A 25,346-nucleotide genomic window follows, 5' to 3' on the forward strand; every position below is an offset into this window, starting at 1 on the left:
CTTTCGCCGGGTGCCGGCTGCGTTCGAGCCGCCCGCCGGCGCGGCTTACAGTCAACTGCGGCGGGTGCTACGCGGGGTCACCATCGCCCTCGGCGCCGTTTCACCGAAGGTGCGCGCCATGCCGGCGTCCAGGGCTTCACAGATGCGTCGTAAGCCAGCCAAGCTCAACGGCTTCGCCATTTCCTTGGCAATGACTGGCGGCAGCAAATCATGTGATATAGCTTTGCCGTCCTGCGCCCACGCTAAGACACTCCGCCTTACCGCCAATTCAGCCCTGATTCCAGCGGTAGCGCTGAACAAATCTTCAAGTTCGCCCTGCCCCACTCCGCCGCGCAACTGGAATTTTTCGGGCTCATCCACTTCAAATCCTAGCCTCTTGTTGGCAATTGCCTGGTCTGCGACGAACTGCAGGCTGGCCCGATCGGCCAACGCCGTTCTTCCGGTCGTATAGACCCATACGGTATTCGCTTCGAGCACTTGTTGGACCGCACTCCAAGCAATCGGATCGATCATTCGGTTCATAGGTGGTTGCTCCTATCGCTTTACATGCCCCTGGCCGAATTTGACCGAAGCCGCGTCGCGCCCAGGTTGCGATGTTTGCTGCACTGATACGCCCAGCGATTTGAGTCTGGGAGCGAGGTGTAAGAGAGTCTGCGTTGAGCCTTCCCTCAATTTCAGATCGTTGAAATCCGTTGGGCGGCCATCGAGAGATGCAAATGCTGGCACAACAGCTATACCAGCCAGAATTCTTGCCGCCTCTTCGCCGCAGTTGCGGCCTTTGTTTTCCAGCACAAGTTGAACATGGCGTTCCGATCCCTTCCGTGCCACATCTACGCGAACCTTCTGGACGCCGGCGCCTTCCCGCGTCTCGATGAAGAGTCGGTATTTCCCGTGGTCCGTTTCATGCCAACGGTCATCCGCGATCGCGGTGCCGAGATGCACGCCGCGTAGGCCTGCACCATCACCGGCCTGCACTTGCACCTCCCTCCCGCTGCTGGGCACGGGCGGCAGGTCAGGCATTACCTCACGAACCTGGTCCAGCGCTCGCTCGATCAAGAATTGATCGTTGTCGCAGCACACGATCTTGGGTTGTGTGGGAGGGAGTCGTTTGGAGAGAGCCTTGGCCACCTCCACCAGGTTGCCAGCGTCAAAGGTGACGACCATAGGAATGCTACAGCCCAGATCTTCATACACACTGGCCGCAGTGGCATAGCCTTCCAAGAAGATCGCCGCCGGCGCAGCCGCCAGTTCTGCAACGTTGTTCACACCGATAAGGTGAAAGGCCCCTTTCTTGGCGGCGCCAGCGACAAACACTTTACCTCCTCTCTCCCGGCTGGATATCACTTGGGCGGTCCTTATTTTGTCGTCGACGTCTTGACCAGGCACCACCAGGAACTGATCGTTCCAACTCTTGAACTCGGGCAGGTTTAGCAGCGAGCGCAACTGACGCTCATCACCACATTGGAACAGCCTGTGAGCGCGAACGCCCTTCCGCTTCAGATATGGGTGATCCTGCCCGTTGACGGACTCGAGGACTCGCAGAATCGATTGTGTTTGCTTGGCGATTTCCGCTTGTTGCTGCGCGAGTTCCCGATCGCGCAAAGCCGCTTGCTCACGTGCTTGAGCTTCATGAGCTGCGCGTGCCTCGGGGCTGATGGACCGCCCGTCATATCTCCACGGCCCAGACGTTCCTTTGAAGTTCTTGATGTATCCATAGGGGACCACGGCGTCTACGCAAAGGATGTAAGAGCCCTTCTTGCTGTTTCCCTTGGCATCGGCAGTGGGGACGTAATGCCATTTATTGTCGTCCACCGGCCCTCCCGGCGGCTCCACCAGGCCATGCGCAGCCATTGCCTGCGCAAACGACTCAAGAACATCCTTTCGCGGGGCCGCGACGCTACGAGGCAGCCATTTATCGACTTTGCCAAGGTCGGATCCTTGTGGCACATACCAACCCCGGAATTCGGGGTGCCACTTCACGCCGGCGGCCTTCGCGGCGGATATCTCGCTGGGAGGAATCGCCAAGAAAACGTGCCCCTGTCTTCCCGATCTCGCCGTGCCAGGCGATTGATTGAAGTTTTGCCGCGCGACAGGAGCGGGCGTCGACTGAGGAGCTTTCCCGAGAGGCGGCGCTTCCGGTTGAACGCTGACAGATTTCGCGAGCTTTGCGATTTTGGCGGCCACCGCTTGTGCATCTCGAGCTGCGCGAAAGAACTCGTCGGGGGCTTCGAGCAGCTTGCTGGTGAGCGGTAGCTGAGAGGCTGATTCGATGCTTGGTCGGTACCAGTCACCAGCCTCGCGAACAAAGAGGTAGCTTGCTAGCTGGACGCGTAGACTGTGTTGCCACTCTTCCCCCTTGCGCGGAGGGCCCAGCAGTTGGCCGGCTGCGCGCCTGGCGAGCGCGCTCGAACTAAGCAGGTGTGCACGCTCGATGCGTCCTCCCAAGGCGTTTGCGAAGGCTTTAAGGTCTACGGGCACCTGAGGCGCGCGGATAGCAAGATCCGGCATGCCGATGACCTCAGCGGCGTTGTAAAGCTTGATTACAGATGAGCGATACTGCTCCTGTTCATTGCCTGCAGAACCCGCGGCTTCCCGATGCCAAAAAATCAAGTTTGTTCCGCCACCCGGGCGCACGCGCCAGCCTGCAATCTCAGCCTGTCGAGCGGTTATGAAACGAGGGTCGTTCCAGCCGTGCGCTTGCATCGCCGCGACCAGCACTAACGCATTGGAGCTTTTGAAAACCCGATCCGCGCCGGCAATTCCGTTGTAGGGCATTTCGGGGGCAGGCAGATCAGCTCGGTCAGGCCGTTGCCAGGGGGCACGTTGTTTTCGCATGAGGCTCACCATTTCGGTGACCAGGTCATGTCTAAACTGCCTTTCTGAATCGGGGTAGCTACTCACAGGTTATGGCCCTTACTCGACCACAGTCAGAGTCTTTACGGCGGCGCGTGTCACGCCGCCAAGAGTAAATGCGGCGATTGGCACGTGGGATACGCCGCGCAGGGCGTCCAGCGCGCTTGGGGAAAGCCTGGCACTCCGCGCTGTATGGTCTGGCAGCCTCAGAGTCCGCGATGCGATGGAGAGGTGCAGCGACTGTGCTTCGAAGAAGGGGCTGTCATGTGCGGTAGCAATGAATACCCCCGCTGCTGACACAAACACCTCGATCGGGATCATTGGTGCACCTTCCATTTTCACTGGTGAAAAGCCATCAACGACGATCAGCGCCGATGGGACTGGCGAACAGCCTGCTGTTCGGCTTGCGACTGAGACTTGCCCTTATCCACCACAAGTCCATTCTTGAATTGCAGATCCAGCACCCGGTCGACGGCGAACGCAACGCCGCTCAGGATTGACTTATCGATGGCCGTCGCGGTTTGGGCGCGACCGTTCACAGACAGCAGCACGTGGCTTTCCGTTTCACCCAAGACCAGGCCGCTGTAGCGGCCATTTTGCAAATCTGGCTCCACGTAACTCCGCTGCAATGCAAACAGCGCATCCATTGCGTTGTGCAAGCCAAAGCCAGGCGCCGACGCCCGAGCGGGAGTGGTGGCCGATCCTTGAGGAAGTGCGGCTTTGGTCGATGGCTGCGCTAAGCTCCGGCTTTCGGTGAGCGGAGTCGCTGACAGCCACGTCTGTCCTTTTGAGGCCAGCAGCGCCTTCATGTTCGCAAAGCCCCGCGATAGCGTCGCAGTCAACTGACCTACGGTGCTGGCTTGAGTTGTGCTTGGTCCCTGCGTGATCTGGTCCTGAGTTGCTGGCGGCAACTTGCCCGGCAGATTGTGATGTGCCTCCGTGCTGGTCATGGCCAGGAGGCTGGTCATGGCGTGGGGGAGAGCAACCGCCGTGGAGAGGTCGACCCCGCTAAGCGTTTGTGTGAATTGGTCGTAGAGATCGCTTGCTCGCTTCGAAAAATCATCCATGGTGTGCCCCGACGTTATTGGTAGGAGGGGTAGTAAGGTTCGGCAAACTGGCTTTCGACCAAATTGCAAAACTGGTCAACGAGTTGAACCATCTTCGCGACGGGCGACTCGCGAACATCGAGCCTTCCGGCCTGGACGTCAGTGAGGAAGCCTGCGTAGAGCACAGCCTGGCGCAACTCGGGATTAAGTTGGCCCAGCATGGTTGCCGCTTGGTCGAGTCGTTGAATGACTCGACCGACGTCTGGAAGCGCATGAGAAACCGCCGCGGGGCGCATGTGACACTCCTATCTTTTGGGTCGAGCCCCGAGCGCTTGCTCGCGTCCGGGGACGACTCGTCCGTTTGAAAACTGCACATTGAGCAGTTGGCCGATCCTGTAGTCGACCCCATCGATCGCACGCTTTTCGATCGCTGTCGCGGTATTGGCACGGCCGTCTACGGTCACGATAATGTGGTGCGAAGTGGCCGCCAGAACTCGTCCGTGATAGGTCCCGCTTTGCAGATTCGGCGAGACCATATCCTTCTTGAACTTCAGAATCTGCTCTTTGGCGTCAACAAGGGATTTGGCCACCACGTCCGGCCGACCCTCTGCCACGCTTTGCTTGGCGGCCTGCTCCGCCAGCCGGCTGTCCAGCAGAGCCTTGTCCTTCTCGGTTGGCTCGTACCCCTGCACTTCGAGGCCCTGGAGGCGGCCCTCGAGCCAGGTGGCTTGGCGGTAGCGAGGCGTGCCGCCCACCTCTATCGAGGTCCAACCCTTGCTCTTTGCGAGTTCGATCCCGGCTCGAAAGGTGTCGATATCACGGTTCTTCAAGGTGATTTGTGCGCCACCATCAATCAGCGCGGGCTTGGACTGCCCAACACGGGTGTACGCGCCTGTCTCGTCTCGGATGTAGAGTCCACCGAGCAGGACGTCGGGCGGTGTCCGAGCCGGCGCTTTTGACTGGCCGGAGCCCGCGCGAATCAGTCCTTCGCCCTCTTCATCGACTGCCGTGCCGCCGGTCGTTTTCCGTTCCGCGCCCGCTCGCGCAACATCGTTGCCAACCGCATTTGGAATTGAGTCGGTTGCGAGATTAGTCCGCGGCTGGACTGCAGAAGGTTTACCTTGGCGGATAAATGACTCTTCTACCGGCCCGCCTTCCTCTTGAGGTGCCGGCGTCCACCATCTCGCGGCTTCATCGTGGTGCTTCTGCAAGCGCAGCAACTCCAGCGCCTGCGGGCCCAGAAGGTCGGCGGTGCTCAACCCACCCAGTGCCCGTAAGTCCTGCAGGGCCATCCCGCCCGGGGTCTTTGCCCTGGCGTCGGCGCCAGCGGCGAGGAGCAACTCGGCGACCCTCCCGTTTTGGATGGCGGCGTGATGAAGCACCGTGAAGCCCTCTGGGTCGCGCTCGTCCAGAATAGACAGCGTCGCCTTGTCGCGAAGCAGTTCTTCGACGCGCCCCTGGTCCCCCGCTTTCACCGCGTCAAACAGCTTCGTGGATTGATCCGCGCTGGGCATTATCCGTCTCTCCAATTTCGAAATAAAGATTGTCTGCCGAATCAAATTCCCCGATCCGGCAGACTGCTCGTTCGCTAAGCGTGATGTCGGCCGCCAACGCGCTTGCTCTGATTGTTCGTCTGTTGGCGTTCTTCTACCAGCGCCTTACCGTTCGGTTGGTATGAGATCTTCACCAACTGGCCAACCGTCGGACTCTCAGCCAGATTGCGCAACTCATGTGCTTTCATGAATTCACGTCCGCTCGCCTGCAGGGCGTAGCGGTCATTGGTGTAGAGAATGGTGCCCTCTTGCCATTCCGGTGCCCTCGGTATCGGAAAGCTAACCTTGGCGCCGGTCAAGCGTTCTTTAGCGGCTGCCAGCACTTCCTTGCGCGCAATAGTGTCCTCGCGAATCTCGCGCCGGGCGTCGGCCACTGCGCGGCCGAATACTTCGGGTGCGCCTGGCTCGTTAAGCGCGCCGCTGGGCACCACGAAGGACTTCAAGTCGACATCGAAAGAGACCTTGTCGGCCCCGTTGAGGAACTTATCCATGCGATGTAATGGCATCGCGGGCCGGCTACTGTGGTGCTCAATGGCGACCAGCATGTCGCCATTTTCCCGCCGTGTCACCGTGACCCCATCGATCTTTTCGCCCAACGTCGCGATCAGTTTGTCGTAACTCATACCGGCAAATTCGGCGCGAGTTTGCTGCGCGGTGAGTACCGATGCGCGGCCTTTGTCGGTGTACTTGATGCCCGTGTTGTCGCCCACGAACACTTGGCGGTCCAGTGCCGACTGCTGGTGGATGACAATTGATGCTTCGCCCTCGGCGCGGCTAGTCAGTTGCGCTGCGTAGTGAAGGTTGGCCGCGACGATTTCGCCGGAGTAGATCCAGTCCTTGCGATGGAAATCCGAGACTTTCACTATTTCGCCGGCGGCGAATTTTCCTGCCGCGGGGCTGAGTTGAGCCATTACCGCTTGGCGGGCTTCCTCCTGTTCAACTAACGTTTGGCCGGCGAACTCCAGCGCCGGCAGAAGTGCATTTCGGGCTTCCAGCGGCACCGACCAAACCTTCGCGTCGGATAGGAACTTCGCTCCCGGCACCCCGCGCATCGAACGAACGATGTCCGGGTGAAACGGGAACCCTACTTCGTAGGCCATGGTCCCACGGTTGAGCTGCACCGACACGGCGGCCTCAAGACTCAAGAACGCCAGGGGCAGGTTTTCGGAATCGAGCGGTGCTTCGTCGTGCTGGGTGGAGAAATGCTGATGTACAGCGGCCGCGATCGCATCCTGCTTTGTGCCGCTTAGGCCGGCTGCCTCTGCGGCGATGTGAAAGTCCGCGAGGACTTGAAACTGTTGTTGCAGGCCCGCACCCTTGACGGTGAAGCCGACACCGGAAGAGTTGAATTCCACATCCATCTTGCCCATTCTTTTGGTCGTCATTTTCAATCCTCAATAAATATTGATACAACGATTACACGGGTATGCCGTGTGCGGGCCTTAGGATCCGGCCGCGGGATTTAGCGGGAAACTCCCCCGCGCTTCTGGTTTATGCCTAGAATCGATACTTGAGCTGGGCGGCGCATGTCATTCGAATACGCGATATCCAGGGATTGCCCGAGCTGCGGCACCCGATCGAGCTTCGCCAATTCATGCACGACGACTTTGCCTCTACCGACGTCCTGCACCAAGTGCAGGTCGGTACGGACCTTAACAGAACCTGAATAAGTACGGTTGGCCTCAGCGGTGCTGACGACCACGTCGTCTCCCATCTGGCTGCGCAATTGCGAAACCGCCAACGTGTAACTGGCATCCAGGTTTCGCTCTACCAGGTCCGTGCTAATCGAAGCGAGCCGGCCTGTCTCGCGCAACTCTGCTTCTGCCTCATAGAGCGCACGCGTAGTCCGTGATACCTGTGCGGGCAAGATACCGACCCTGGTGGCCGCATCGCCCGGCCTCACTCCGTCGACCATCACCAGGCGGGCGGCGGCGAGAGACTTATCCGAAAGTCGGGGCCTTTCCTGGGCCAAGCGTTCGAACAACTCCGGAGCAATCCCCATGCCTCAATTCCTTTAGCAGCCAAGCCGGCTTTTCACTGGTGAAAATCTAACTGGGCTCTACATGTCGGAAAGTGCTTGCTGCGCTTTCAACCTGACACCCTCGAACCAGTTCTCGACGTCATCGGACGTAAACGATGCCTGTTGCATCGCGAGCGACACATCTCCGGGCTCCAGTTCAGCCTTCGTGAGGTCATCGCGCGTGTAGTGTACCTGCGCCTTGTTCTTGACGGCTTCACCATTCATTACGGCACTCATCTTGACTCCCAGCCGCCCTATGGCGACGCCAACAGCAATCTCCGGCACAAACATGCGCATTCCTTCGCGTGCAGCCGTCGACAAAGTGTCGTTGATAATTAACACCAAGTCAACAGCAAATTAACAGTTAATTAACAGATATGGTTACATTAAATATTGTTTTCTAGCTTTTGGTAAAGATGACCCGCTGATACTGGGAACGTTCGTCGCTGCTATTTTCGATCTGGACCAGGCCGTTGTATTTGGGCCTCAGCCGCTCAAGTTCATTCCTCGAAATCTTCAAGGACCGCGCGGCTTTCTCCCAGTAGCTGTCATCGAGACGGAAGATGAACTTGGCACCGATGTTGACTAGGAACGCTTCGGAGAAGTTGCTGGGGGATTGGCTGACAGCCCACAAGCAAAGCCCGAATTTGCGGGCCTCCTTGGCGATCTTGTTGGGCATGTTGTCCTCGTCATCCGAGAAGAATATGTCGCTCTCGTCGAGGCAGACGATCTCTTGCACCTGCTGCTGTTGGCCTCTCTCCACTGCCCGGTCAAAGCGTTCGGCCAACACGAAATGAACAAACATTTCGGCCTCGGCGGGTTGCAACGCGCTGATGTCGTAACGCCAGACGGCTGCGTTCGGATCGAAGGGCGGGGGCTCGGGGCGGAAGATCCCGACGTCGTTCAAGTTGGTCAAGCGATCGTATACGCTGTGCATCACTTCCGCGCTCTTGAGTTCCAGAACTTCGTCAAGCTCACGGCCGGTCTGCACCTGCTGCAGATAGGCCTGAAACGCTTCAATCGCCTTGTCCTGGGCGTCATTGCGACTTTTAAGCAGCCGCTCCAATTCCTCACCAAGCGCTTCATTCTTCTGGTGTGCCAGGCACAGCTTGTGGTAGCGCGCTGCGTACTTGTTGACGTCTTGCAAGTGGTGCACTGCCGCGGTGTTGGTTCCGAGATACGCTGCCTCCAGCCGCCGGCGCGCGAATACAACTGCATCGTCAAGCGTGGGGTTGGCTTTGGCGAGGCTTTTGGGGGCCCACAGTAGCAATTCACCTTCGTAGCGCTCTCGAGGAACCCACCATGCCTTCATGTCCACATCGAAGGCCGCGCCAGCCGCCTTAGCGAGATCCTTCTGCGCGAACGGCACGTCCAGGTATACGCGATTCTCACGGCCCTTCATGCGCGCCGCAACCTCGGCGGGATCAAGGGGGCACCAGGTGCGGGGGTCCTTCGCTGAGAATCCTCTGCTCTTGTACAGATCCTGAAGCAGACGGCGCAGCGCCGCCTGCTGCCGGGCCCCTAGTGCGTGCCGGCGTGTGATGCCCGTGATGAATTTGGCGATTTGTTTTCGCACCCCGCCGAAATGAGGGTGGGGATTGATCGCAAGGGGATTGATGCAACCATACGGAGTTGATTCACTGAACTTGACGACGCTCTCTCCTGGCGTGTCTAGATCGTTGTGCCGATCAAAGACGTGGAAGCGGACGCGCCCCTCTGCACTGGCCGAAGCGTGTCGTATCGCGCGACGCAGTTGCGATGACTTGCCAGCCCCCGACTTGCCTGCAAACATGATGTGCGAGTTGACAACCCGCGCCTCATCCCAGAAGACGCTGATTTGCTTTTGTTCACGCTCCCACTTGTCCTGAATCACTCCGACCGGAAACCGCATCTACTTCCCCGTAAAGGCCGCCTCTAGAGAGGGAAGGCAACCCGAACATTTGCAATGCTTGTGCAAGTATTTCAAGATAACACAAATATTGCCATATTGCGAACAATATGCCATATATCGGCATATATCCCCATTTACCACCGTCGCAAAAATGAGAATGCCCAGGTCCTAGGAGCCTGGGCATCCCCCGAGCTTGCTGGGGCTGAGGCCTACTTGTTGGCCAATTTGTGGCCCGCCTCGGCCAGCTTCAGACCGAGCATCATCGGCGGCAAGCTTTCGACTTCCTCGGCTTCGCCGAGGGCGCTAAGAACCTCGCGTACCACAAGCTCAGGCAAGCGGAAGCTAACCGACAAAGATTGAAGCGTGCCACTGGCCTTTGCCTTCTTTTTTTGAAGGTGTACCAGAATGGCCGATAGCTGCCCGACGGAGAGCTGCGAAGTGACGATGTTGGCAGGCGCATGCGTCGCGTCCGGCGCTTGTCCTGCAGACGCGGCGTTTGAGTCCTCATGGGGAGCGGTGCTGGCGCCGTTGCCCGGGGTGTTGTCCATCGTTCGCAGCTTGCCGTCGTGGGGCTCCAAGCCTTCAGCCGAGAGGCCGTCTGGAGGGCGATAGCCATCGGGAGTTTCCGCGGTGTCAGCATTCATCATCATCCGCTGGGCCGCGGCGGCCGGGTCCAGGACGTTCGACTGCGAAGTGGCGTCGGGAGCGGAGCCTCCGCCAGCGGCCAGCGTGGTGACGGGCAGTCCACGCTTGACCATGGCTTCGAAACGGCGCAGTTCCTGCGAAGTAAGTTCGCCGGAGTCGCGCGATGCGCACATCGCGTAGATCTGATCTTGCACTTCGTCTGGGAGCTGCGTAACCGCGTACAGAATCCAGGCTTTTTGGATGTAGCCGGGCTTCACCCACTTCTGGTAGTTCGCGTCGTCTGCAAAGGCCAGGTAGCGAGTGACCCAAGCGGGCTTTTTGCCGAAGTGTGCGGCAAGTTCATGCTTCTTCATTTCGCCCGCAGCAACAATGTCGGCGATATAGCGCGCCGTGTCCAGCTCGGACAGATCCGCGCGGTCGACGTTTTCAGCCAACCGGAACAGCCGCAGGCTTACGCCCTTCAGATCGTTGCGGATGTTTGCACGGATCTCTTTCCACTCGAGCAGATGGGCGGCGCGAACACGGCGTTCCCCCACCGCGATCTTGAATCTGCCATTGTCGAGTTCGATCAGCGTGACTTCGGCCTGCTGGCCGTGAATCTTCATGCTCGAGGCGAGTTCCTGCAGCTTCTCCTGCACCTCGGGCGCGATCACCCCATCGGGCGTGTAGAAGTCCTGCCGAGGTTGGGTCGAATCAAAATCGATCAGATGCAGAGGGACTACCCTCACGCCGGCGCCGGAAACGGCTTGCGACGCCTTCGACTTCTCCGCATTCGCGGCGATTTTTTGCAAGGTGGACAACGACGTCATGCGATTACCTCTCTTGTACCTGTGTTTTCTGTGCTTTCACTTACTGGACAACGGCGCGAACGAAGTCGAGCCACTGCCCCTTAGTAGCCTTGTTCGCCCGGCGGTACCGCCAGACAGGCACGGGTACGTCCTCCTGGCGGCAATCGGCGACAGCAACGCGATCATTGAGCACGGCAATCACCTCGTCGCCGTAGCTTTGCTGTACAACCCCGCAAATGGTCTTATGAGACTTCGACGACGCCTTGAACTTGTTGATGGCGATCATCGTAACGAGCCCCGGGTTCTCGAACCTGACCGATTCCAAGGTCTTGTATACGTTCTGGAGGCCGATCACCGCTTCCGTGTCAGGCTCAACGGGGATGACCACTCGGTCCGACCAATACAGCGGTGCGACATGCCGTAGGCCGATCGCCGGCGGCGTGTCGATGATCAACACGTCATACGGCAGTTCACGAAGCTTTTCTTTCATCTTCGACGAGTAGACGAGATCTTCGACCTTCGAATCGCTGTCGATGGCTTCCAACTGCTCATGGCCGTGCCACACGTCGATTCCGTTGGCGGTGGTTCGCGAGGGCTTCGCCGTGCCGCCAGACTTCAGCAACTCCATGGCACCGCCCACGTAATCGTGTTGTATGTCGAACTCGTTGGTCAGCGCGCGGCTGAGACTGCCCTGCGTGTCGAGATCAATCACTCCCGTGCGCAGGCCTTGTTCCTGTGTGTAGCGCGCCAGGTTGAAGGCGGTAGCAGTCTTTCCGACTCCGCCCTTGCGATTGATGAACGTATAAATAAACATCCGTTGGCATCCTTCTTGTCGCGTAGTGACCATCCGCACCCATCAATGCTGGGCCGGCGTTGGTCTGGGTTTACTTCGTTTCCGTTTTACCCGCCAGCAACTTGAGCGCCGGGTTGCGTCCCAACCAGTCGCGCATTAGATCCTGAGCCGTTACCGTACTTCCACTCCCCTGCTGAAGCGTGGTTTGCGCGGCGAGCGAGCGATACGCCACGATGAGGTCACCGTTCAAGCGGAGGGTGAGAGCTTCCGTTTCGCCTGGGGTCTTACTCCTAGCCATAAAATCACCGTACAGTGTTGTGATGCTGTAATGTTAAGGCATTGCATAAAATAATGCAACATCGATTTTCACCGGTGAAAAAAAAGCCTCGCATCAGCGAGGCTTGGGTCGGTCGTTATATCAGGCATTGGTCGGAGGATACATGTACTTGACCCACCAAAAGATTGCGGTGTAACAGAAGACCGACATTGAGACGTCCAACTCTGCGCATAGGCGTTCCACCTGCTCCTTGAGTTCGTCCGACACTTGGAGGTTAAACGTGTTCCAACCGAGCACCGTGCGCGGTTTTGGGCGTCGCCAAGTAAGTGGGCTGCTCGCCGCCCACGGTTGGTACATGATGAACTGCCTCAACATTTCTTCGTTCATCACCATCAGCTTGCCATACTTGAGCATGGCGAGCCCTTTCAGATAGCGAATGATCTCCACTGGACAACGCGTTTGAATGATGACCAGAGGACTCTCGCCGAGCGATTGTTGCATATGCTTTAACGTGGAGGTGAATGGCGGCTGCGGGCGGGACAGTGGACTTGTAAGACGCCGCCAATTCATTATAAAAGGTCCATAGTCGTTTGCAGACAACATTAGAACACTACAACATCTTTTGTCCACCGCTAAAAGCCCGCATTGTGACAAGAAAAATATCCGGAGCGGAATTTCTTGTACACACGCCCGCAGTCGCTGAGCGCAGCCCCGCCACGCGGAGGATCCGCAACCACTTGAGGCCGACGGGCTGTCTGGTGTAGGGGCCCGTATTTCAACGCCAGCCGCGATCCCGCCGAGTGGTAAGTCGCATCTATCCGGAAATGGCGCCGGCGCGCAGGTTGGGCCGGTCTTGGTACAGAGGGAGAGGCTTTGCTTGGAGGCGTGCTGAACAAATCGCGCGACAATTTGCCCATCATTGACTTGAGAGAGCGCGTCGGTTCGAACCGCTCAAGGGGTGATGAGGAATGCTTCGCGTGATGTGCCGGCCCGCTCAGCGGCACTCAGCCAGCGGGGCGGCTTGCCTCTTCCTGACCAGGTGTCGCCGGTGGCTTGGTTGCGATACTTCGGCGCAACCGGCGCGCGCTTGGAGACATCGTGAATCCTTGCCGGCGTTGTCCTGCGACCCGTCTTCTGAGCCGATTTCAGCGCCTGTTGTATATCTTCGGGTGTCAGCGAATGCTGGTGCATGATCTGCACAATCTGCTGGACCTCGATCGCGCGACGTTTTACCAACGCACGGTCAAGCTGGGACTGCAGCGTCTTGATCTGGGAACGAAGGCGGGTGATGGTCTTATCCATAAACGTCGTTTCCTTTATCGAAATGTCATTGTGTGCGGCCTGCGCCATTGTCTATGGCGCGCTACCGAAGAGAAGCCCTACTTCCACGACCAAGGGCGGTCAAACACTACGTTCTGCTTGACCAAGATGTTGAAGCGCGTACCTTGGGACGTGGTGATGGTCGGCTGGATGTTCAAGTAACGGTTGACCATGTTCCCAGAGACTTGGCCCAACTGTGTTCCTAGCTGCGCTGCGAGCGTCTGGTTGACTGAGGGGCCTTCGCTGTCGCCGTTCGACCTACGGGACTGTGGTTGCGAGAGTTGAGCCCCTGCAGTAATCACAGACATGAACGTCGCCGCTTTGATCACGGTCCACATGTGGTTGTCGACTTCCCCCGTGAGGCCGGCAGCTCCGACCTGGTCGACTGCTGGCATCCCCAGAAGGGCCAATTCAGAGCCATCCGGGAACTTCAGCAGGTCCCAAACCACCAATACACGCTGTTGCCCGAAAGCGATTTGCGAGTCGTAGTGGCCAACCAATCTGGATCCGCTGGGTATTAGGACAAAACGACCAGTCGCAGAGTCCATGACATTCTGGCTGACATGCGCGCGGATGGTGCCGGGCAGGTCGGAGTTCATCTGTGAATCCATCATGGCTGGAATGAGCCAGCCCGCTTCAATTTGATATGGAGACCGGGGCTTCTGAACGCTGGCGGGCAGGTAGGTAGCAGGAACCGCCCCAGCGTTACCCACCATGCCGCCTAAGAATGCCTCCTTGCGCGCTTGTTTGTTCTGATCGTCCTGCATGCCATTAGGCATGCCCTGAAGATTTGGCTGCCCTCCCCCTTGCTGCCCTCCTCCGATCGGAGGAACGACGCTACGGCCTGCGGCCGGAGTTCCTTCACCTTGCTGCCCTTGCTGAGACGAGCCGTCCCGTAGGTCGGCATTGCGCGCTTCCCGTAGCATTTGCAGGCGATTCCTACGCTCTTGCTGTGCCTCCTGCTCTTCCGGAGAGAGTGTTCCGTTCGCTCCCTGTTGTTGACCTGCGTTCGTATTGGCGCCGGCTGCGAGCGGGTCCGAGCCTGTGCGCAGCCCCGGCACGACGGGTTGCCCAGCGCCGGAGGTAGGACGCCCAGACGCCAGGGCAGCTTCGACGTCGGCCGATTTGGACACGCCATCACCGGCATTGGCGACGCTGCTAGGTACGGTGCTCTTGGGCCCGTCGCGCTTGGCCTTATCAGCCAGCCTGGCCGCCTCTTCCTTTTCTTTCTGCAGCGCTGCAGTTTCCGCTGGATCGGGCAGCGCCGTTATTCCAAGGACGATGAGCGCGAGAATTGCACCGCCGGCGAGCGTGGCGAACAGTTTCGCTCGCTTGCTCAACCCCAAGTAGCCCTTCGTCTTTCCTTTGAGATCGCCGTGTATCTTCCCGCGAGTCGGTATGGATTGCGGCGCACCGCTGAAGCTAGGTTGTGCCTGGTTGATTTCCTTGTCAGCCATGCTTACCAACTCCACCGCTTGTGCTTGTCCCAGATGATTGTAATTTTGGAGACGGACCCGTCGCTGCCGCCATAGAGAAGCTGCGCCCTCTTGAAAAGTCTGTCCACAAGAAAGAACTCGCCATCGCGGCCTATGCGCCGGCTGTTCACATCTTGTGGCTTGCCGTCGTCGTCGAGGAGGACGAGCGTTGGAACCTCGGTCCGGTCCATCATGGGAGACATCTGGATCCAAACTCGTCGGCCGTCGTTGCCGACCCTGACCGGACGCTGGTCCTTGTCTCCGCCGCGGATGGTGTAGCCCCAGTCCATTTCGTCGAGTGAGACGGTTGGGAGGTCTGCCTTGCGCGAAGCCTCGTCTTGCGCAGCTTGATCTGCTTGCGCTTCGTTCTCCCAAGTCTGCACGATCTCATCGGGATAGTAGAAGCCAATCTGGTTCATGTACTCCTTATCCGACTTCGTCGAGACAAGCTTGATGTGATACACGCGCCGATCCGTAAAGAGGATGACGTTCGTTTCAATATCCGGCAGGGTGGGTTTGAAAATCACGTGAGTCCATAGCGCGCCGGTTCTTGGATCCTTGGACCTTGCCCGGTCCATCTTCCACAGCATGGTGTCTCCCCGCGTTGAATCCATCAGGATTTCACCGGGCTGCAGGTCGACAGAGCATGCGCGCATGATGCCGCAGGTCAACGTGGGCATGTATTGGCCGAAGGGGTACAGGACGCGCCCTTCGTCCGACACGATCGGTTTGATCGTGTTGGTTTGCTGCCATTGTTGCACCTGAGCCATAACGGCCTCGTCGAGCGTCTTGTAGTTGGCGCCCGGTCTGCCTTGCGCCTGGAAAGCTACAGCGAGCAGCAGGACGCCAATTGCGTGAAGTCGAAGTGTGGTTCGTCGCATGCTTGGTCCGCCTTACATCTTTTTGGCCCAAGTCAGCTTCTGGACGTAGAAGCCGTTGGGGTTCGTCTCGAGCTGCGTCATCGAATTGGAGCCACGGATGAACTCGATTTCGAGGTGGCCTCGATACTTGATCGGTTGTCCGACTCGTCCGCCGTTAAGATCGATGAACTGTTCAATCCATTCGACTTCCCAGGTCTGGGCTGAGAGCTTGAGACGCGATATGACAGTCACTTCAACGGAATGCGTCTCGCCCACGATAAAGGGGTCGTTTTCCCCCCGCATCTGGTCGACGAACCAGCGGCGCCCTGCCGACTCGTCCGGCAGCCGGGAATAGCACCTGGCCTGCAGCTTGCGCAGGCCCATCTTGTCCCCGAGCACTGTGCGGCAGTTCTCTATGAAGTCTCCGACCTCGGTGTATTCTTGTTGTGCCAGCAAGGCAGCATCCGGAGCGGTGTCCTTGACCAGAACCGACCGCCCCAAACTGCTGGTTGCTATCGGAACTTGGATGTATTTCGGGATCTTGAGGGCGTACACCACTACCCCGAGCATGAACACGCTGAATAGGAACTGGTAGAACCAAGCTCGCTGCCAGTTCCACGTCCTTATGCTTTGTCGCATCATGCGATCGTCATAGGCCCTTTGACCGTCGAGCCAATCGCCGCCGCCAATGTCTTGACGGGCCCCGGGGCCATCTGTTTCGCTCGCCGCCATGACAGGAGACTCGTCCGAGGCGCGCCGCTTGCCGAACCGTCCGGTCATCAAGGATTTCAGTCCCATGGATTTTCACCAGTGAAAACAACAATAATTGCAAAATTGCGGAACGTATTCATTTTAGGCAAAGTGCAATTAATATTGCAAATATAATTGCACTCGGTCCACTGCCCGGTAAGCTCACCGTTTGAATGTCATCTCAGTAGTGGGAACCAAGGCGCGCGCGTTTGCTTCATCGTCGCCTGCCTTTTGGTTCTGTTGAGCCAGGTATGAGCCCATAGCTTGCGCCTGGGATGCTTGCAGTTGGCGTAACTGCTGCACTTGTTGGACCAGTTGTACTGAGATCGCGTTACCTGCCTGGATCGCCTGCATTTGTCCTTGTGCCGTCTGGCCCTTGGTGCGCAGGCTCTCGATCATGCTCGCTTCGCTCTGGACCTGATCCATCGTCCAGCCGGATGTGTACAGCAGGTTTTCGACCGAACCCTTAGTTTGGTTCCCCCACGCGACCAACTTATCCAGCATGTTTCCCCCCTGGGCATATCCCTTGTAGGTGTTGTTGAACCGGCTTTGTACGCTGGCGAGGGAGTAGCCCATGGACTGGGCGGTGTTGTATACCGAGCGCAGGTCCTGCAGCGCGTTCATCGTCTGCGCCCAAGGTGTGTTCGGATCCCGCAGCGCGTTCTGCAATTCGATTTGGACGAGCTTTGCCTGCTGAGCAGTCTGCGCCAGCAATTCGGTGTTGTTCAGGATCTGTGTCACTTCCGTCGAGCCGCCGGTGCCTGCAACGCTCCCTGCAATTGCAGGCGTTGCCACCGACAGCAACGTCGCGAAAATAGTCTTCTTCATTACACTCTCCTAGTCTCTGCTGTGGGTGTCGACGTGCACCTGCACGTGACCGCTATCATGTTGCATCCCTTGGACGCTGCCCATCGCAGCCCTTCCAAGTTGTGTACCGGTACCTGGCCGTTGGCCGCGCATCGCGTCGGCCATGTTGTCCAAGGCTTTCGATACGCGATCTTCGCTGGTTTGCGGAGTGGCCGCCGGTGGTGCGCCGGCCGAGCTGGCGCGGCTATCGTCGCCAGATGCTCCACCACTACTTCCGGTCTCACTTGGAGCGCCGCTGCCACTCACGCCCGCGTCAGTGGCATCGCCGGCCTCGTCGGCAGCGCCCACCGGATCACCGCCCATGGGGCCAAGCAAGGATTGGGCTGCGTCGGCTGAGTTCATGCCGCCCGCTCTGCCATGCCCCCCTGCTCCGCCGCCGTTGTTGGCGCCATTTCCGCCGTTGGAAATAGAGCCCGATCCGCCGCCCAGCGCCTCAGATAGATTGACGAAGCCGCGGCCCGCAGCCGCCCCAGCACCACCCGCGCCCTTGGATGCCGCATCGGCGACCCCTCCAGCGAGTTGACCAGCAGATGCTGCTGCAGTCATCGTTGTGGCGATCGTCTGCATCATCTGCAGACCGGCAAACATTGCTTCGTTGCCACTGATGTTGCTCTGACCACTGGCCAACGCCCCTGCTATCTTGCCGGCGGAGAATGCGCAAACAGCGCCGAGGAGGCAGCCGAAGACGACGATCCAGATTGGCGCGAGGTTGGCAGCCGTGACCGTCTTGAAGTTGTTGCTCCAGGGTACTAACTGGTCGTTCATCACCCCGACTATCACCCCAAGGATGATGAGACGGTAGCCGATCGACAACATCGTCTGAAGTGGGGCGATGCTGCTTTGCTTTAACGCTTCAAGACCGCCCATTGCAAAAGCTATGGGGGCCGCGGCGAGTATCAAGAAAAACTCCAACGTAGCAATTGCGACCGCGAGCGCGATCACGAAGAACGAAATTAGGATGGCCAGGCATGCCACCGACAACATCATTGATGGAAAGAAATACTTGAACGCGTTCAACAAACCATCGCTCGCGCCGGTGGCCTCGTTATACGCAATCACCATATTGTTCTGCAGCGCGATGCCGTTCCACATGATGTTGCCGGGCTGCAAGTCAACTCCCCCGGCCGCTACCCTTCCGAGGGCCAAAAACGAACTGAAGATCGCGTTCAAGAGGCCATAGCTGTTGCCAATGAGATACATCAGGAACCCTAGCCAGAGCATCGGAAATACGAGCTTGGCGAGTAGCTGTTTCGGATCGTCCACCGAGAACGCCGTCTTGTAGTTTCGCAATGCAAACTGGATTAGAAACAGCACGCCGAGAAGGCGTAGCGCGTATGGCACCAACTGGTTCGCAACGTTGCTCGCGGATTTTTGCATTTGCGTTGACATGGCCGGAAATACGTCGTCGACCGCTAACGCCGCCTGCGATAGGCCCAGCCCTACTAGCACGGCCGAAATGTACAGACACCGGCGCAAACCCTTTCCCATTTTTTCACTATGCATGATTTATTGCCCTAGATATCGTAGTATCGGCGATGCAATTGCCTATGTGCCGGTAACGGGGATTCGAGTTTCGGGCGGTTAGCTACTGAGGCGCCCTTGCTCGCCCGTCAAAATCCTCGGGCACATTGAAACGCCGTCGCGGGGTCGTTGGTGCCCAGCTTGGACGCCTAGGCTATGCAGCACGAAATCGAGGCGGTCCCGCATCGACAGTCGTTTTCCAACGGTCAGTAGTTCGATGGCAAGGTGCCACTTGCCGCCGGCATTAGGATGGTCCCCTTCGAAGAAGGGCGTCGAGACCGCGCCCTTAGGATTCGTTGGGCTTACCGCTTGAACTGCATTTCCTGTTTCGGAACGAACTGCTGCACGTCATCCTTCGGTTGCGGCTTTGCTGCCGGGGGCTCGTCCTGTTGACATCCCGAAAGGAAGACCGCGGTGATCAGCGCCAGGCTGCCGATGAATTTCATTGGCCTCCCCCAGCGGTGCCCGGTACAGCGGGTACGACAGTTACGCTGCTGTTATCAGGCAGCGATACTTCGGCGGCACGCGCATCGACGGCGTCGAGCGCCGTCTCCTCAAACGCACCCATTTCATCGGCTTCTTCTTTCGTGAATACGCCCATTACATCAACTCCTAATTGTTGCCGTTGTCCTGTCGGCAAAACAACAGCGGTATCTGAGGGATGGCCTTCAGGTACTGGTTGTTGTCCACCAGGTTCTTGTGAACCAGCGCCCATTTGAACTGGTCATCGCTATCGTAACTCGGGTTCCAAGTTCCCTCGGCTACTCTTTGAGGCCGCAACTCGTTGAGGGCGTCCCGGCGAGTCTTGATCATATCGATGGCGGACGGCGTCAGAATGCCGTAGCCGATGTAGATCGACCAGTTTTCGACAGGCACGGTATTGTCGCTGGCCATGGGAAGCAGCGTTTGAATGGAGACCTCGGCAGGCAAGCCTCCGTCAAAGCGACGATATATCGGGAACAGGCCTCCGTCGTAGCGCTCCCAGCCACTGCCGGTTAAGAAGTAGGCAGTTCGCTCGCCGGGATCGTGCGCTCCGACGAAAACCGCTCCTGGCTGGCCCTGAGCAGGCAGGCGATAGCTATCCACCAAGTATGGTGCCTCACCAACGCACTTAATTTCTGCGGCTTGAGCGGTCTTCATGAAAATGACTCCCACGGCGGTTGTGGCGATCAGCGCGACGCCCGCCCCTAAAGCGCGGCGTGCACCCCATCGGCGGCGGGCGAGCACGATAAGCAGGAACGAGATCTTCAATGAATGCAAAGCCACAACAGCCAGATTGGCCGCGGTTTGAGCCAGCCCAATGGTTAATCTGGGAGCGAAGAAGCAACCCAGCAGGAACACGTAGAACAATGACATCTCAGCTCCAAAAATGAGTTTGATGTTATAGCATTATGCAATCTTTATGGAATTTTCACTAGTGAAAATTCTCGCGGGTCGTAGCTCGGTGCTAAGAAGCACGTCCCGATGGGGTAGCACTTCCTTGGCCGTCTGACATGAAGCCTGTCGAGCAGAGAAGTTTACCTTCAAGCAATAGCGGAGAACTGGTCGCGAAGAGAGGTGGTGGCGTCCTTTTGATAGCGCTCCAACAGTTGGACCACTTCTTCGGCGACGTCGAATTCTCGCATCCATTGTGAAATCCAGGTGCCCCCGAATTCGCGTTGGAGTTCTTGGATGCGCCGGGTGTTTTCGGTTCCTGCGACACCTACAAGTGATAGAGCGGCGCGGCCCAGTCCCAATTGAAACATCCGCGAACCGTAGGGAGATGTGTAGTAATAGTCGCGCTTCTGGACCCCTTTTGTGACGAGCTTGATCTGCCGGGGGGTCAAGCCAAGGCGCTGATAGTAAGGTACAGAAACGTCGGTATCTGCATCGCGGTCAGGGAGGAAGATTCGTGTCATGCACGCCGAGTAGATGGTGTCACGGATCGGGGACTGGTCAAGGTCCGCAAGTTCCTGCGTAGCAAATACGACGAACGCGTTTGCTTTGCGCAAAACCTTGAGCCATTTCTGCAAGATTTCCTGGAATAGCGGGTGCTTCAACATGAGCCAAGCCTCGTCCAGGACAATCATGACAGGCGATCCATCGAGTTGCCGCTCGATGACACGGAACAGGTACATCAGCACGGGAGCAACGTGCTTGTCGTCCAGCTCCATCAGGGCTTCCATTTCAAAGACGGTGAAGCGCGTCAGGTCGACGGTATCTCCCGTACCGTCCAGGATCCCACCCGCGCCTACGCCGGTGGTGTAGTAGCGCAGGGCTTGCGCCATTTCCGTGTCTTGAAGCTTGCCCGCGAAATGTGTGAGCGTGCGAAGGTCGCGATCTTCGCGCCCGAGCGCCGCCAACGTCGCTCGTATCATGGTGCGCCGCGACGATGTCACTTCGACGTTGTTCAGCGCCAGCATGGCTTCTATCCATGACTCCGCCCAGGCGCGCTCCCCGATCTTATGGACTTCACCCAGGGGGAAAAAGCCGACGTCAGTGCCTTCGCCCATGATGTTGTAGTGCGTGCCTCCGCACGCTTGGTTCAACGCGTAGGCGGACCAACCCTTGTCGAACGCAAACACCTTTGCGTTCGGGTAGCGAAACCACTGGGCCATCAGGAATCCCAACATGGTGCTCTTGCCGCCGCCGGTCCTCCCCACCATCAACGTGTGGCCAACGTCGCCTACGTGCAGCGAACACCGGAATGGTGTATTTCCCGAGCTGACCGCGTAGAAGTGAGGCGGGACATGGAGCGAGTGCTGGTCGGGATACTGGCTTTTAATTTTGTCGCACGGGTTCTGTTCGAGGCCTTGCCAGGGCGCAGTGGTCGGAATGAGGTCGGCCAGATTCAACGTGTGGATCATGGGCCGCCGAACGTTTTCCCAGCCATGCCCAGGAAGGGTTCCGAGGAAAGCCTCCACGGCGTTGACGCTTTCCTCTCGAGCCACAAAGTGCTTCTGACGTAGAGCGTCAATGACCTGCTGCGCGTCGGCTTCCAGCGACCCGAGGTCTTCGCTGTACAGAACGATGGCCCCGGTGTAGTAGCCAAACTTCACTTCCTTACTGCGCAACTCGTTCTTGGCGGCCTGCGCGTCATTGCTCATTCGCAATGCTTCCTCATTGATCCTTCCCCCCACCCTATTGAGAGCCTGATCGAGGAATTTGCGAACCTGCTGATTCCACTTCGCGTAGTGGCGATCCATCACTGCCTCCGCGTGTTCATCGTCAACGAAGATGAACCGCGTTGACCATCTGTATGCAACTCCAAGGCGATTCAGAATTTCGAGGATCGCTGCATGTGTGCCTTCGGAAGGCAATGAGTCGACGGCGATGACCTTGATGTGCTTATTGCCCACCCGCGGCTGATCGCCACCGACGAAGTCCTGATTGCCTATCAGATAGTCGATCGCAAAGGGTGCCGTGCCGGGAGGTGGCAGTGCAATCTGTTGGCGAACGCCGGTCGCGCACCAATGGAACACGCCGAGCTGGGGATCGATAACCGTTCGTTGAGCCAGATTTGGATATTCGATGGTCTGGGGAACCAACGGTTCGACGGCGACGAACTCCAGGCGCAATTCGCTAGCGATGTCGTCGATAGTTTGGATGAAATGTTTCTTCTGTTCGGCTGGCACACTCTCGGGCGCCATATCGTCACTAGCCTCGCGAACGAGGCTCTTCACCTTATTTTCCAAAGGTGGCGGGGGTAGCCAGGTTAAAGTCAGCACGCGCTGACTCTCGAAGTGGCGGCCCTCCCCTTCGTACATTCTGCGGCGTTCCTCGTCCAGAACTCTCGTAGCCGCGTCCGGAAAGTAGCCCGCCTTCGGGTATCCCCGGCTCTCAAAACGAAACGCATTGAAGTGCAACATCCACCCGTGGCCGAGCCGCTTCAGGCCAGCATTGACGCGCTGCGAAATCGCCTCGAGGTCTCGCGCTGAACTCGAATCTGCGTCGCGCCCCATAACCGCGAACGACGCCATCAGTTGCCCAGCCTTTCCGATGACAATTCCTCGCCGGCGGTCGATAACCGCGACGTACTGAAGCAGATCGGCGTAGCCCTCGAGGGTGTCGCGAAATTCTCGTTGAAATATCATGTGGTCAATCCAAGCGCGTTGGCCAGGCGCGCGGCCTGGCCTCTGATCAGCGGAAACTCTTTGATTTAGGCACATTCGCTGCGGGTCGACCGCGCGCGGGATAGTTGCGGCGATATCTAAGCGCGCGACGTGCCACCAGGGTCATGAACGGATCTGCCTTGCCCATCCTCCGAGCAACCCACAAACCACACAGGCCGACGGCGGCCCCCAATGGCACACCGAACCACGGGCCAAAGCCAACCGAGTCTACGAACCCAACCATGATGCCCAGCAGGATCACGATGTACACCAGCTCGCGCTCTCCACCTTTGACCATGATGCGCCGCGCGAGGCTCGTGTAAATCCGCCTGAGCGGCAGTCGGTCTTCGCTTTCGCTAGCCATCAGCAGGGGATCAGCGAAGGCCACAGCCAGCGAATGATCGAGGATCCGCCGATGAGCACGGAGATCAGCATGAAGACTACGACCAGGGCCTTCATGACGCCCTTGATTTCTTCACCCCACAGGAGCGCCACAGAGGTCGCGAAGAAGACGATGACCGCGAGGGCGAATGCCGTCTTTCCGGTGAGAGCATTGGCGAACGTGCAGAGTGGTCCCTCCCAGGGAAGAGACTGCGCTTGCGCGGCCCCCGCGTATACGCACATGATGAGAAGCGTCACGAATCGTGAGCCTCCCTGATTCTTTGCAGATGCGATGTCTTTGAACATAGTCATTCATTCCTAAATAAATATTGTTTCATCGGCTAAAAGTTAGCGCCTATTAGGCGCGGGCCGCCGCGATCGCAGCTCGCCAGCGGTAGACGCGGGCCCGCATACGGGGCAGGTTCTTCAGAAAGCAAGCAGTGACGCTCACTGCGATCAACGCGCCGCCAGCAAGCGCCAGGTGAAGGTTGGTGAAGTCATTTGCGCGGCAGATCAAGTCTTGCATGGGCTCCTCCATATCAGAGCGGTTTTACGAGGAACTGATTTTTGAGGCTGTCATAGCCACTGACAGCTAACACCTCCTTCAATACGCGCCGGCCCGGCGTAGTCGGGTCTTTTTCCAGGTACAGAACAATGTCGACCGCGCGCCCGATCAGCGCGAGCTTCGACGGAACGCTGGCTTCTTGAATAAGCTCATCCAGGCGGTACAAGCCGTCCAACGCGCCGTCTGCGTGAATCGTCCCCATCCCTCCTGGGTGACCTGTGTTCCACGCCTTCAAAAGGTAAAGAGCTTCGGAGCCGCGCACTTCACCGACCATGATCCGGTCAGGCCGCAGCCGCATGGTGGCTCGCAAAAGATCCTGGATCGAGGTGTGGCGCGACGTTCTGAGAAATTCAACAAATGGCGCCCTGCACTGCAGTTCGCGAGTGTCCTCGATGATGATGATGCGATGTTCAGGAGTGTGTACTGCGATGGCTTGCAGAATGGCGTTGACCAGTGTGGTCTTGCCCGATGCGGTGCCCCCCACCACCAGGATGTTTTTGCGCTGGCGAACTGCGTCAAGGATCACCTCCATGTGCGCCATGGTGATGATTCCCTGGCGCACATAGTGCTCCAACGTAAAAATCTTTTCCGCAAGCTTGCGCATCGCGAATATCGGGCGTTCAACGACTGGCGGCAGCAGTCCCTCGAACCGCTCTCCTCCCAGCGGAAACTCGCCTTCCAGGATTGGCTTCTCGGCGCTGACGGTCGTGTCGAGGAGTTGCGCAACTGTCCACATCATGTTGCGTGCGGCCGACGCCTGTATACGCACGGGAACGCCGCCATGGCACAGCGTCTGCAAGCCATGATTCACCGAATCTGTGAGAACTGTGCCGTTCACCGTGAGCATGACTTCGAACACCAGCGGATCGCGGAGTGCGGCGAGTACCTCATTGCCGAGATTGCGTTTAACCGACTCGAGCAATCGCTCTCGTTTGACGCGCTCTTCTGGCGATAGGCCTTCATCAAGAGCGAACGCATCTGCGGCGCTGACACTGAGTGGGGCGTTCATGATTGTTGCCGAGCCGATCGCCGCTTGCCCTGCAGCGGCAAGCCAGTGGACGCCTGCTTGGCTTCCGGGATTGCGCTCTCCGTGGGCGTTCCCCCCGCGCTGGTCGCCATTGCCCTTTCCTCCGCCTCTCGCTGCGCTCGCTGCTCGGCTCGGCGCACGAAGGAAATCAACGTGGACCTCTTCACTTCCACGCCGTTCTTGGCCAGGAATTCTTTGATTTGATCGTAGGAGTAGCCGCGCTGCTTTAGTTCCGTCACCTCCTCCATGTGCATCCACACCTTCGACGAACGGCGTCGCCCACGTTTGGCGGGCGTTTGCTCAATGAATTGTTCAACGGAAATGGTCATGTCTGTGTCGGAAGAGGAAGATTCGCGCCTTGCAAGATTTTCACCAGTGAAAAAGGACCCGGCGAACTATTTTTACAATTATCTATGCATCCTTGCAAATGTGCAATATAGCTTGCATAATCTACGCAAAATCACCCTTTCCGCCGGTGTTCAATGTTGTTTCCTCCAACTCGTCTGAGTCCGATAGCGATTTCAATAATTATTGCTTGTTGCCCGAATGTGGCGACAGCGGGCTTTCGAGCGCTCGAGGACAGTAGCGGAAAAGCCCAGGGTGCCTCTCGTGCTGGCACTTTG

General features: G+C 58.2%; 27 protein-coding genes. All 27 read right to left on the reverse strand.

Going from position 1 to position 25,346, the window contains the following annotated elements; all coding sequences use genetic code 11:
* Nucleotides 1-51: 51 nt before the first annotated feature.
* Complete coding sequence (locus tag ACUDCK_RS29400; protein ID WP_131728563.1) at nt 52-522, reverse strand: hypothetical protein; 471 nt, start codon at nt 520-522, stop codon at nt 52-54.
* A gap of 12 nt (nt 523-534) precedes the next feature.
* Nucleotides 535-2,901 (reverse strand): ArdC-like ssDNA-binding domain-containing protein, encoded by a 2,367-nt coding sequence (locus ACUDCK_RS29405; protein ID WP_421466302.1) that lies wholly within the window; start codon nt 2,899-2,901, stop codon nt 535-537.
* A gap of 317 nt (nt 2,902-3,218) precedes the next feature.
* Complete coding sequence (locus ACUDCK_RS29410; protein ID WP_131728562.1) at nt 3,219-3,920, reverse strand: hypothetical protein; 702 nt, start codon at nt 3,918-3,920, stop codon at nt 3,219-3,221.
* A 14-nt stretch (nt 3,921-3,934) separates the two neighbouring features.
* The gene (locus ACUDCK_RS29415; RefSeq protein WP_054444494.1) at nt 3,935-4,195 is read right to left on the reverse strand and encodes a hypothetical protein; all 261 of its coding nucleotides are present in this window, start codon (nt 4,193-4,195) and stop codon (nt 3,935-3,937) included.
* 9 nt (nt 4,196-4,204) lie between these two features.
* The gene (locus tag ACUDCK_RS29420; RefSeq protein ID WP_054444493.1) at nt 4,205-5,413 is read right to left on the reverse strand and encodes an LPD7 domain-containing protein; all 1,209 of its coding nucleotides are present in this window, start codon (nt 5,411-5,413) and stop codon (nt 4,205-4,207) included.
* Nucleotides 5,414-5,487: 74 nt separating this feature from the next.
* Entirely contained in the window at nt 5,488-6,837 is a 1,350-nt protein-coding gene (locus ACUDCK_RS29425) for a KfrB domain-containing protein (protein WP_054444492.1), read from the reverse strand.
* Nucleotides 6,838-6,914: 77 nt separating this feature from the next.
* The gene (locus ACUDCK_RS29430) at nt 6,915-7,454 is read right to left on the reverse strand and encodes a KfrB domain-containing protein (RefSeq protein ID WP_054444491.1); all 540 of its coding nucleotides are present in this window, start codon (nt 7,452-7,454) and stop codon (nt 6,915-6,917) included.
* Between the two features lie 57 nt (nt 7,455-7,511).
* A complete protein-coding gene (locus ACUDCK_RS29435) occupies nt 7,512-7,763 on the reverse strand; it encodes a hypothetical protein (protein WP_054444490.1) in 252 nt (83 codons plus the stop codon).
* 109 nt (nt 7,764-7,872) lie between these two features.
* A complete protein-coding gene (locus ACUDCK_RS29440; protein ID WP_131728561.1) occupies nt 7,873-9,363 on the reverse strand; it encodes a DUF5710 domain-containing protein in 1,491 nt (496 codons plus the stop codon).
* A gap of 209 nt (nt 9,364-9,572) precedes the next feature.
* Nucleotides 9,573-10,817: a ParB/RepB/Spo0J family partition protein gene (locus ACUDCK_RS29445; protein WP_054444488.1), complete on the reverse strand. Its 1,245-nt coding sequence runs from the start codon at nt 10,815-10,817 to the stop codon at nt 9,573-9,575.
* Nucleotides 10,818-10,857: 40 nt separating this feature from the next.
* Nucleotides 10,858-11,610, reverse strand: coding sequence for a ParA family protein (locus ACUDCK_RS29450; RefSeq protein ID WP_054444487.1), 753 nt, complete (start codon nt 11,608-11,610; stop codon nt 10,858-10,860).
* 397 nt (nt 11,611-12,007) lie between these two features.
* On the reverse strand, nt 12,008-12,367 hold the full coding sequence (locus ACUDCK_RS29455) for a hypothetical protein (RefSeq protein ID WP_131728560.1): 360 nt from the start codon (nt 12,365-12,367) through the stop codon (nt 12,008-12,010).
* A 450-nt stretch (nt 12,368-12,817) separates the two neighbouring features.
* Entirely contained in the window at nt 12,818-13,168 is a 351-nt protein-coding gene (locus ACUDCK_RS29460; RefSeq protein ID WP_165601208.1) for an H-NS histone family protein, read from the reverse strand.
* Nucleotides 13,169-13,245: 77 nt separating this feature from the next.
* Nucleotides 13,246-14,643: a TrbI/VirB10 family protein gene (locus ACUDCK_RS29465; protein WP_082387911.1), complete on the reverse strand. Its 1,398-nt coding sequence runs from the start codon at nt 14,641-14,643 to the stop codon at nt 13,246-13,248.
* 2 nt (nt 14,644-14,645) lie between these two features.
* Entirely contained in the window at nt 14,646-15,542 is an 897-nt protein-coding gene (locus tag ACUDCK_RS29470) for a TrbG/VirB9 family P-type conjugative transfer protein (protein ID WP_054444483.1), read from the reverse strand.
* Nucleotides 15,543-15,554: 12 nt separating this feature from the next.
* Complete coding sequence (locus ACUDCK_RS29475; RefSeq protein ID WP_082387910.1) at nt 15,555-16,319, reverse strand: type IV secretion system protein; 765 nt, start codon at nt 16,317-16,319, stop codon at nt 15,555-15,557.
* Nucleotides 16,320-16,433: 114 nt separating this feature from the next.
* Entirely contained in the window at nt 16,434-17,099 is a 666-nt protein-coding gene (locus tag ACUDCK_RS29480) for a hypothetical protein (RefSeq protein WP_054444481.1), read from the reverse strand.
* Between the two features lie 9 nt (nt 17,100-17,108).
* Nucleotides 17,109-18,641 carry a type IV secretion system protein gene (locus ACUDCK_RS29485; RefSeq protein WP_082387909.1) on the reverse strand — a complete coding sequence of 511 codons (1,533 nt, stop codon included), beginning with the start codon at nt 18,639-18,641 and terminating at the stop codon, nt 17,109-17,111.
* Nucleotides 18,642-18,961: 320 nt separating this feature from the next.
* Entirely contained in the window at nt 18,962-19,105 is a 144-nt protein-coding gene (locus ACUDCK_RS29490; RefSeq protein ID WP_165601207.1) for a hypothetical protein, read from the reverse strand.
* A complete protein-coding gene (locus ACUDCK_RS29495) occupies nt 19,102-19,260 on the reverse strand; it encodes a hypothetical protein (protein WP_165601206.1) in 159 nt (52 codons plus the stop codon). Before ACUDCK_RS29495 ends, ACUDCK_RS29490 begins: the two co-directional genes overlap by 4 nt.
* A gap of 11 nt (nt 19,261-19,271) precedes the next feature.
* Complete coding sequence (locus ACUDCK_RS29500) at nt 19,272-20,015, reverse strand: hypothetical protein (protein ID WP_054444479.1); 744 nt, start codon at nt 20,013-20,015, stop codon at nt 19,272-19,274.
* Between the two features lie 167 nt (nt 20,016-20,182).
* Nucleotides 20,183-22,732, reverse strand: a complete 2,550-nt coding sequence (locus tag ACUDCK_RS29505; RefSeq protein ID WP_054444478.1) for a VirB4 family type IV secretion/conjugal transfer ATPase — start codon at nt 22,730-22,732, stop codon at nt 20,183-20,185.
* Nucleotides 22,733-22,778: 46 nt separating this feature from the next.
* A complete protein-coding gene (locus tag ACUDCK_RS29510) occupies nt 22,779-23,114 on the reverse strand; it encodes a VirB3 family type IV secretion system protein (protein ID WP_082387907.1) in 336 nt (111 codons plus the stop codon).
* Nucleotides 23,114-23,437: a TrbC/VirB2 family protein gene (locus ACUDCK_RS29515; protein ID WP_165601205.1), complete on the reverse strand. Its 324-nt coding sequence runs from the start codon at nt 23,435-23,437 to the stop codon at nt 23,114-23,116. Before ACUDCK_RS29515 ends, ACUDCK_RS29510 begins: the two co-directional genes overlap by 1 nt.
* Nucleotides 23,438-23,489: 52 nt before the next feature.
* The gene (locus tag ACUDCK_RS29520) at nt 23,490-23,657 is read right to left on the reverse strand and encodes a hypothetical protein (protein WP_165601204.1); all 168 of its coding nucleotides are present in this window, start codon (nt 23,655-23,657) and stop codon (nt 23,490-23,492) included.
* A gap of 13 nt (nt 23,658-23,670) precedes the next feature.
* Nucleotides 23,671-24,705 (reverse strand): P-type conjugative transfer ATPase TrbB, encoded by a 1,035-nt coding sequence (gene trbB / locus ACUDCK_RS29525; RefSeq protein WP_082387906.1) that lies wholly within the window; start codon nt 24,703-24,705, stop codon nt 23,671-23,673.
* Entirely contained in the window at nt 24,702-25,052 is a 351-nt protein-coding gene (locus ACUDCK_RS29530; RefSeq protein ID WP_054444474.1) for a hypothetical protein, read from the reverse strand. The genes trbB and ACUDCK_RS29530 overlap by 4 nt, the downstream gene beginning before the upstream one ends.
* Nucleotides 25,053-25,346: the final 294 nt, after the last annotated feature.

Source organism: Achromobacter sp. CF-sbj1-Ac2-l, from assembly GCF_052698165.1.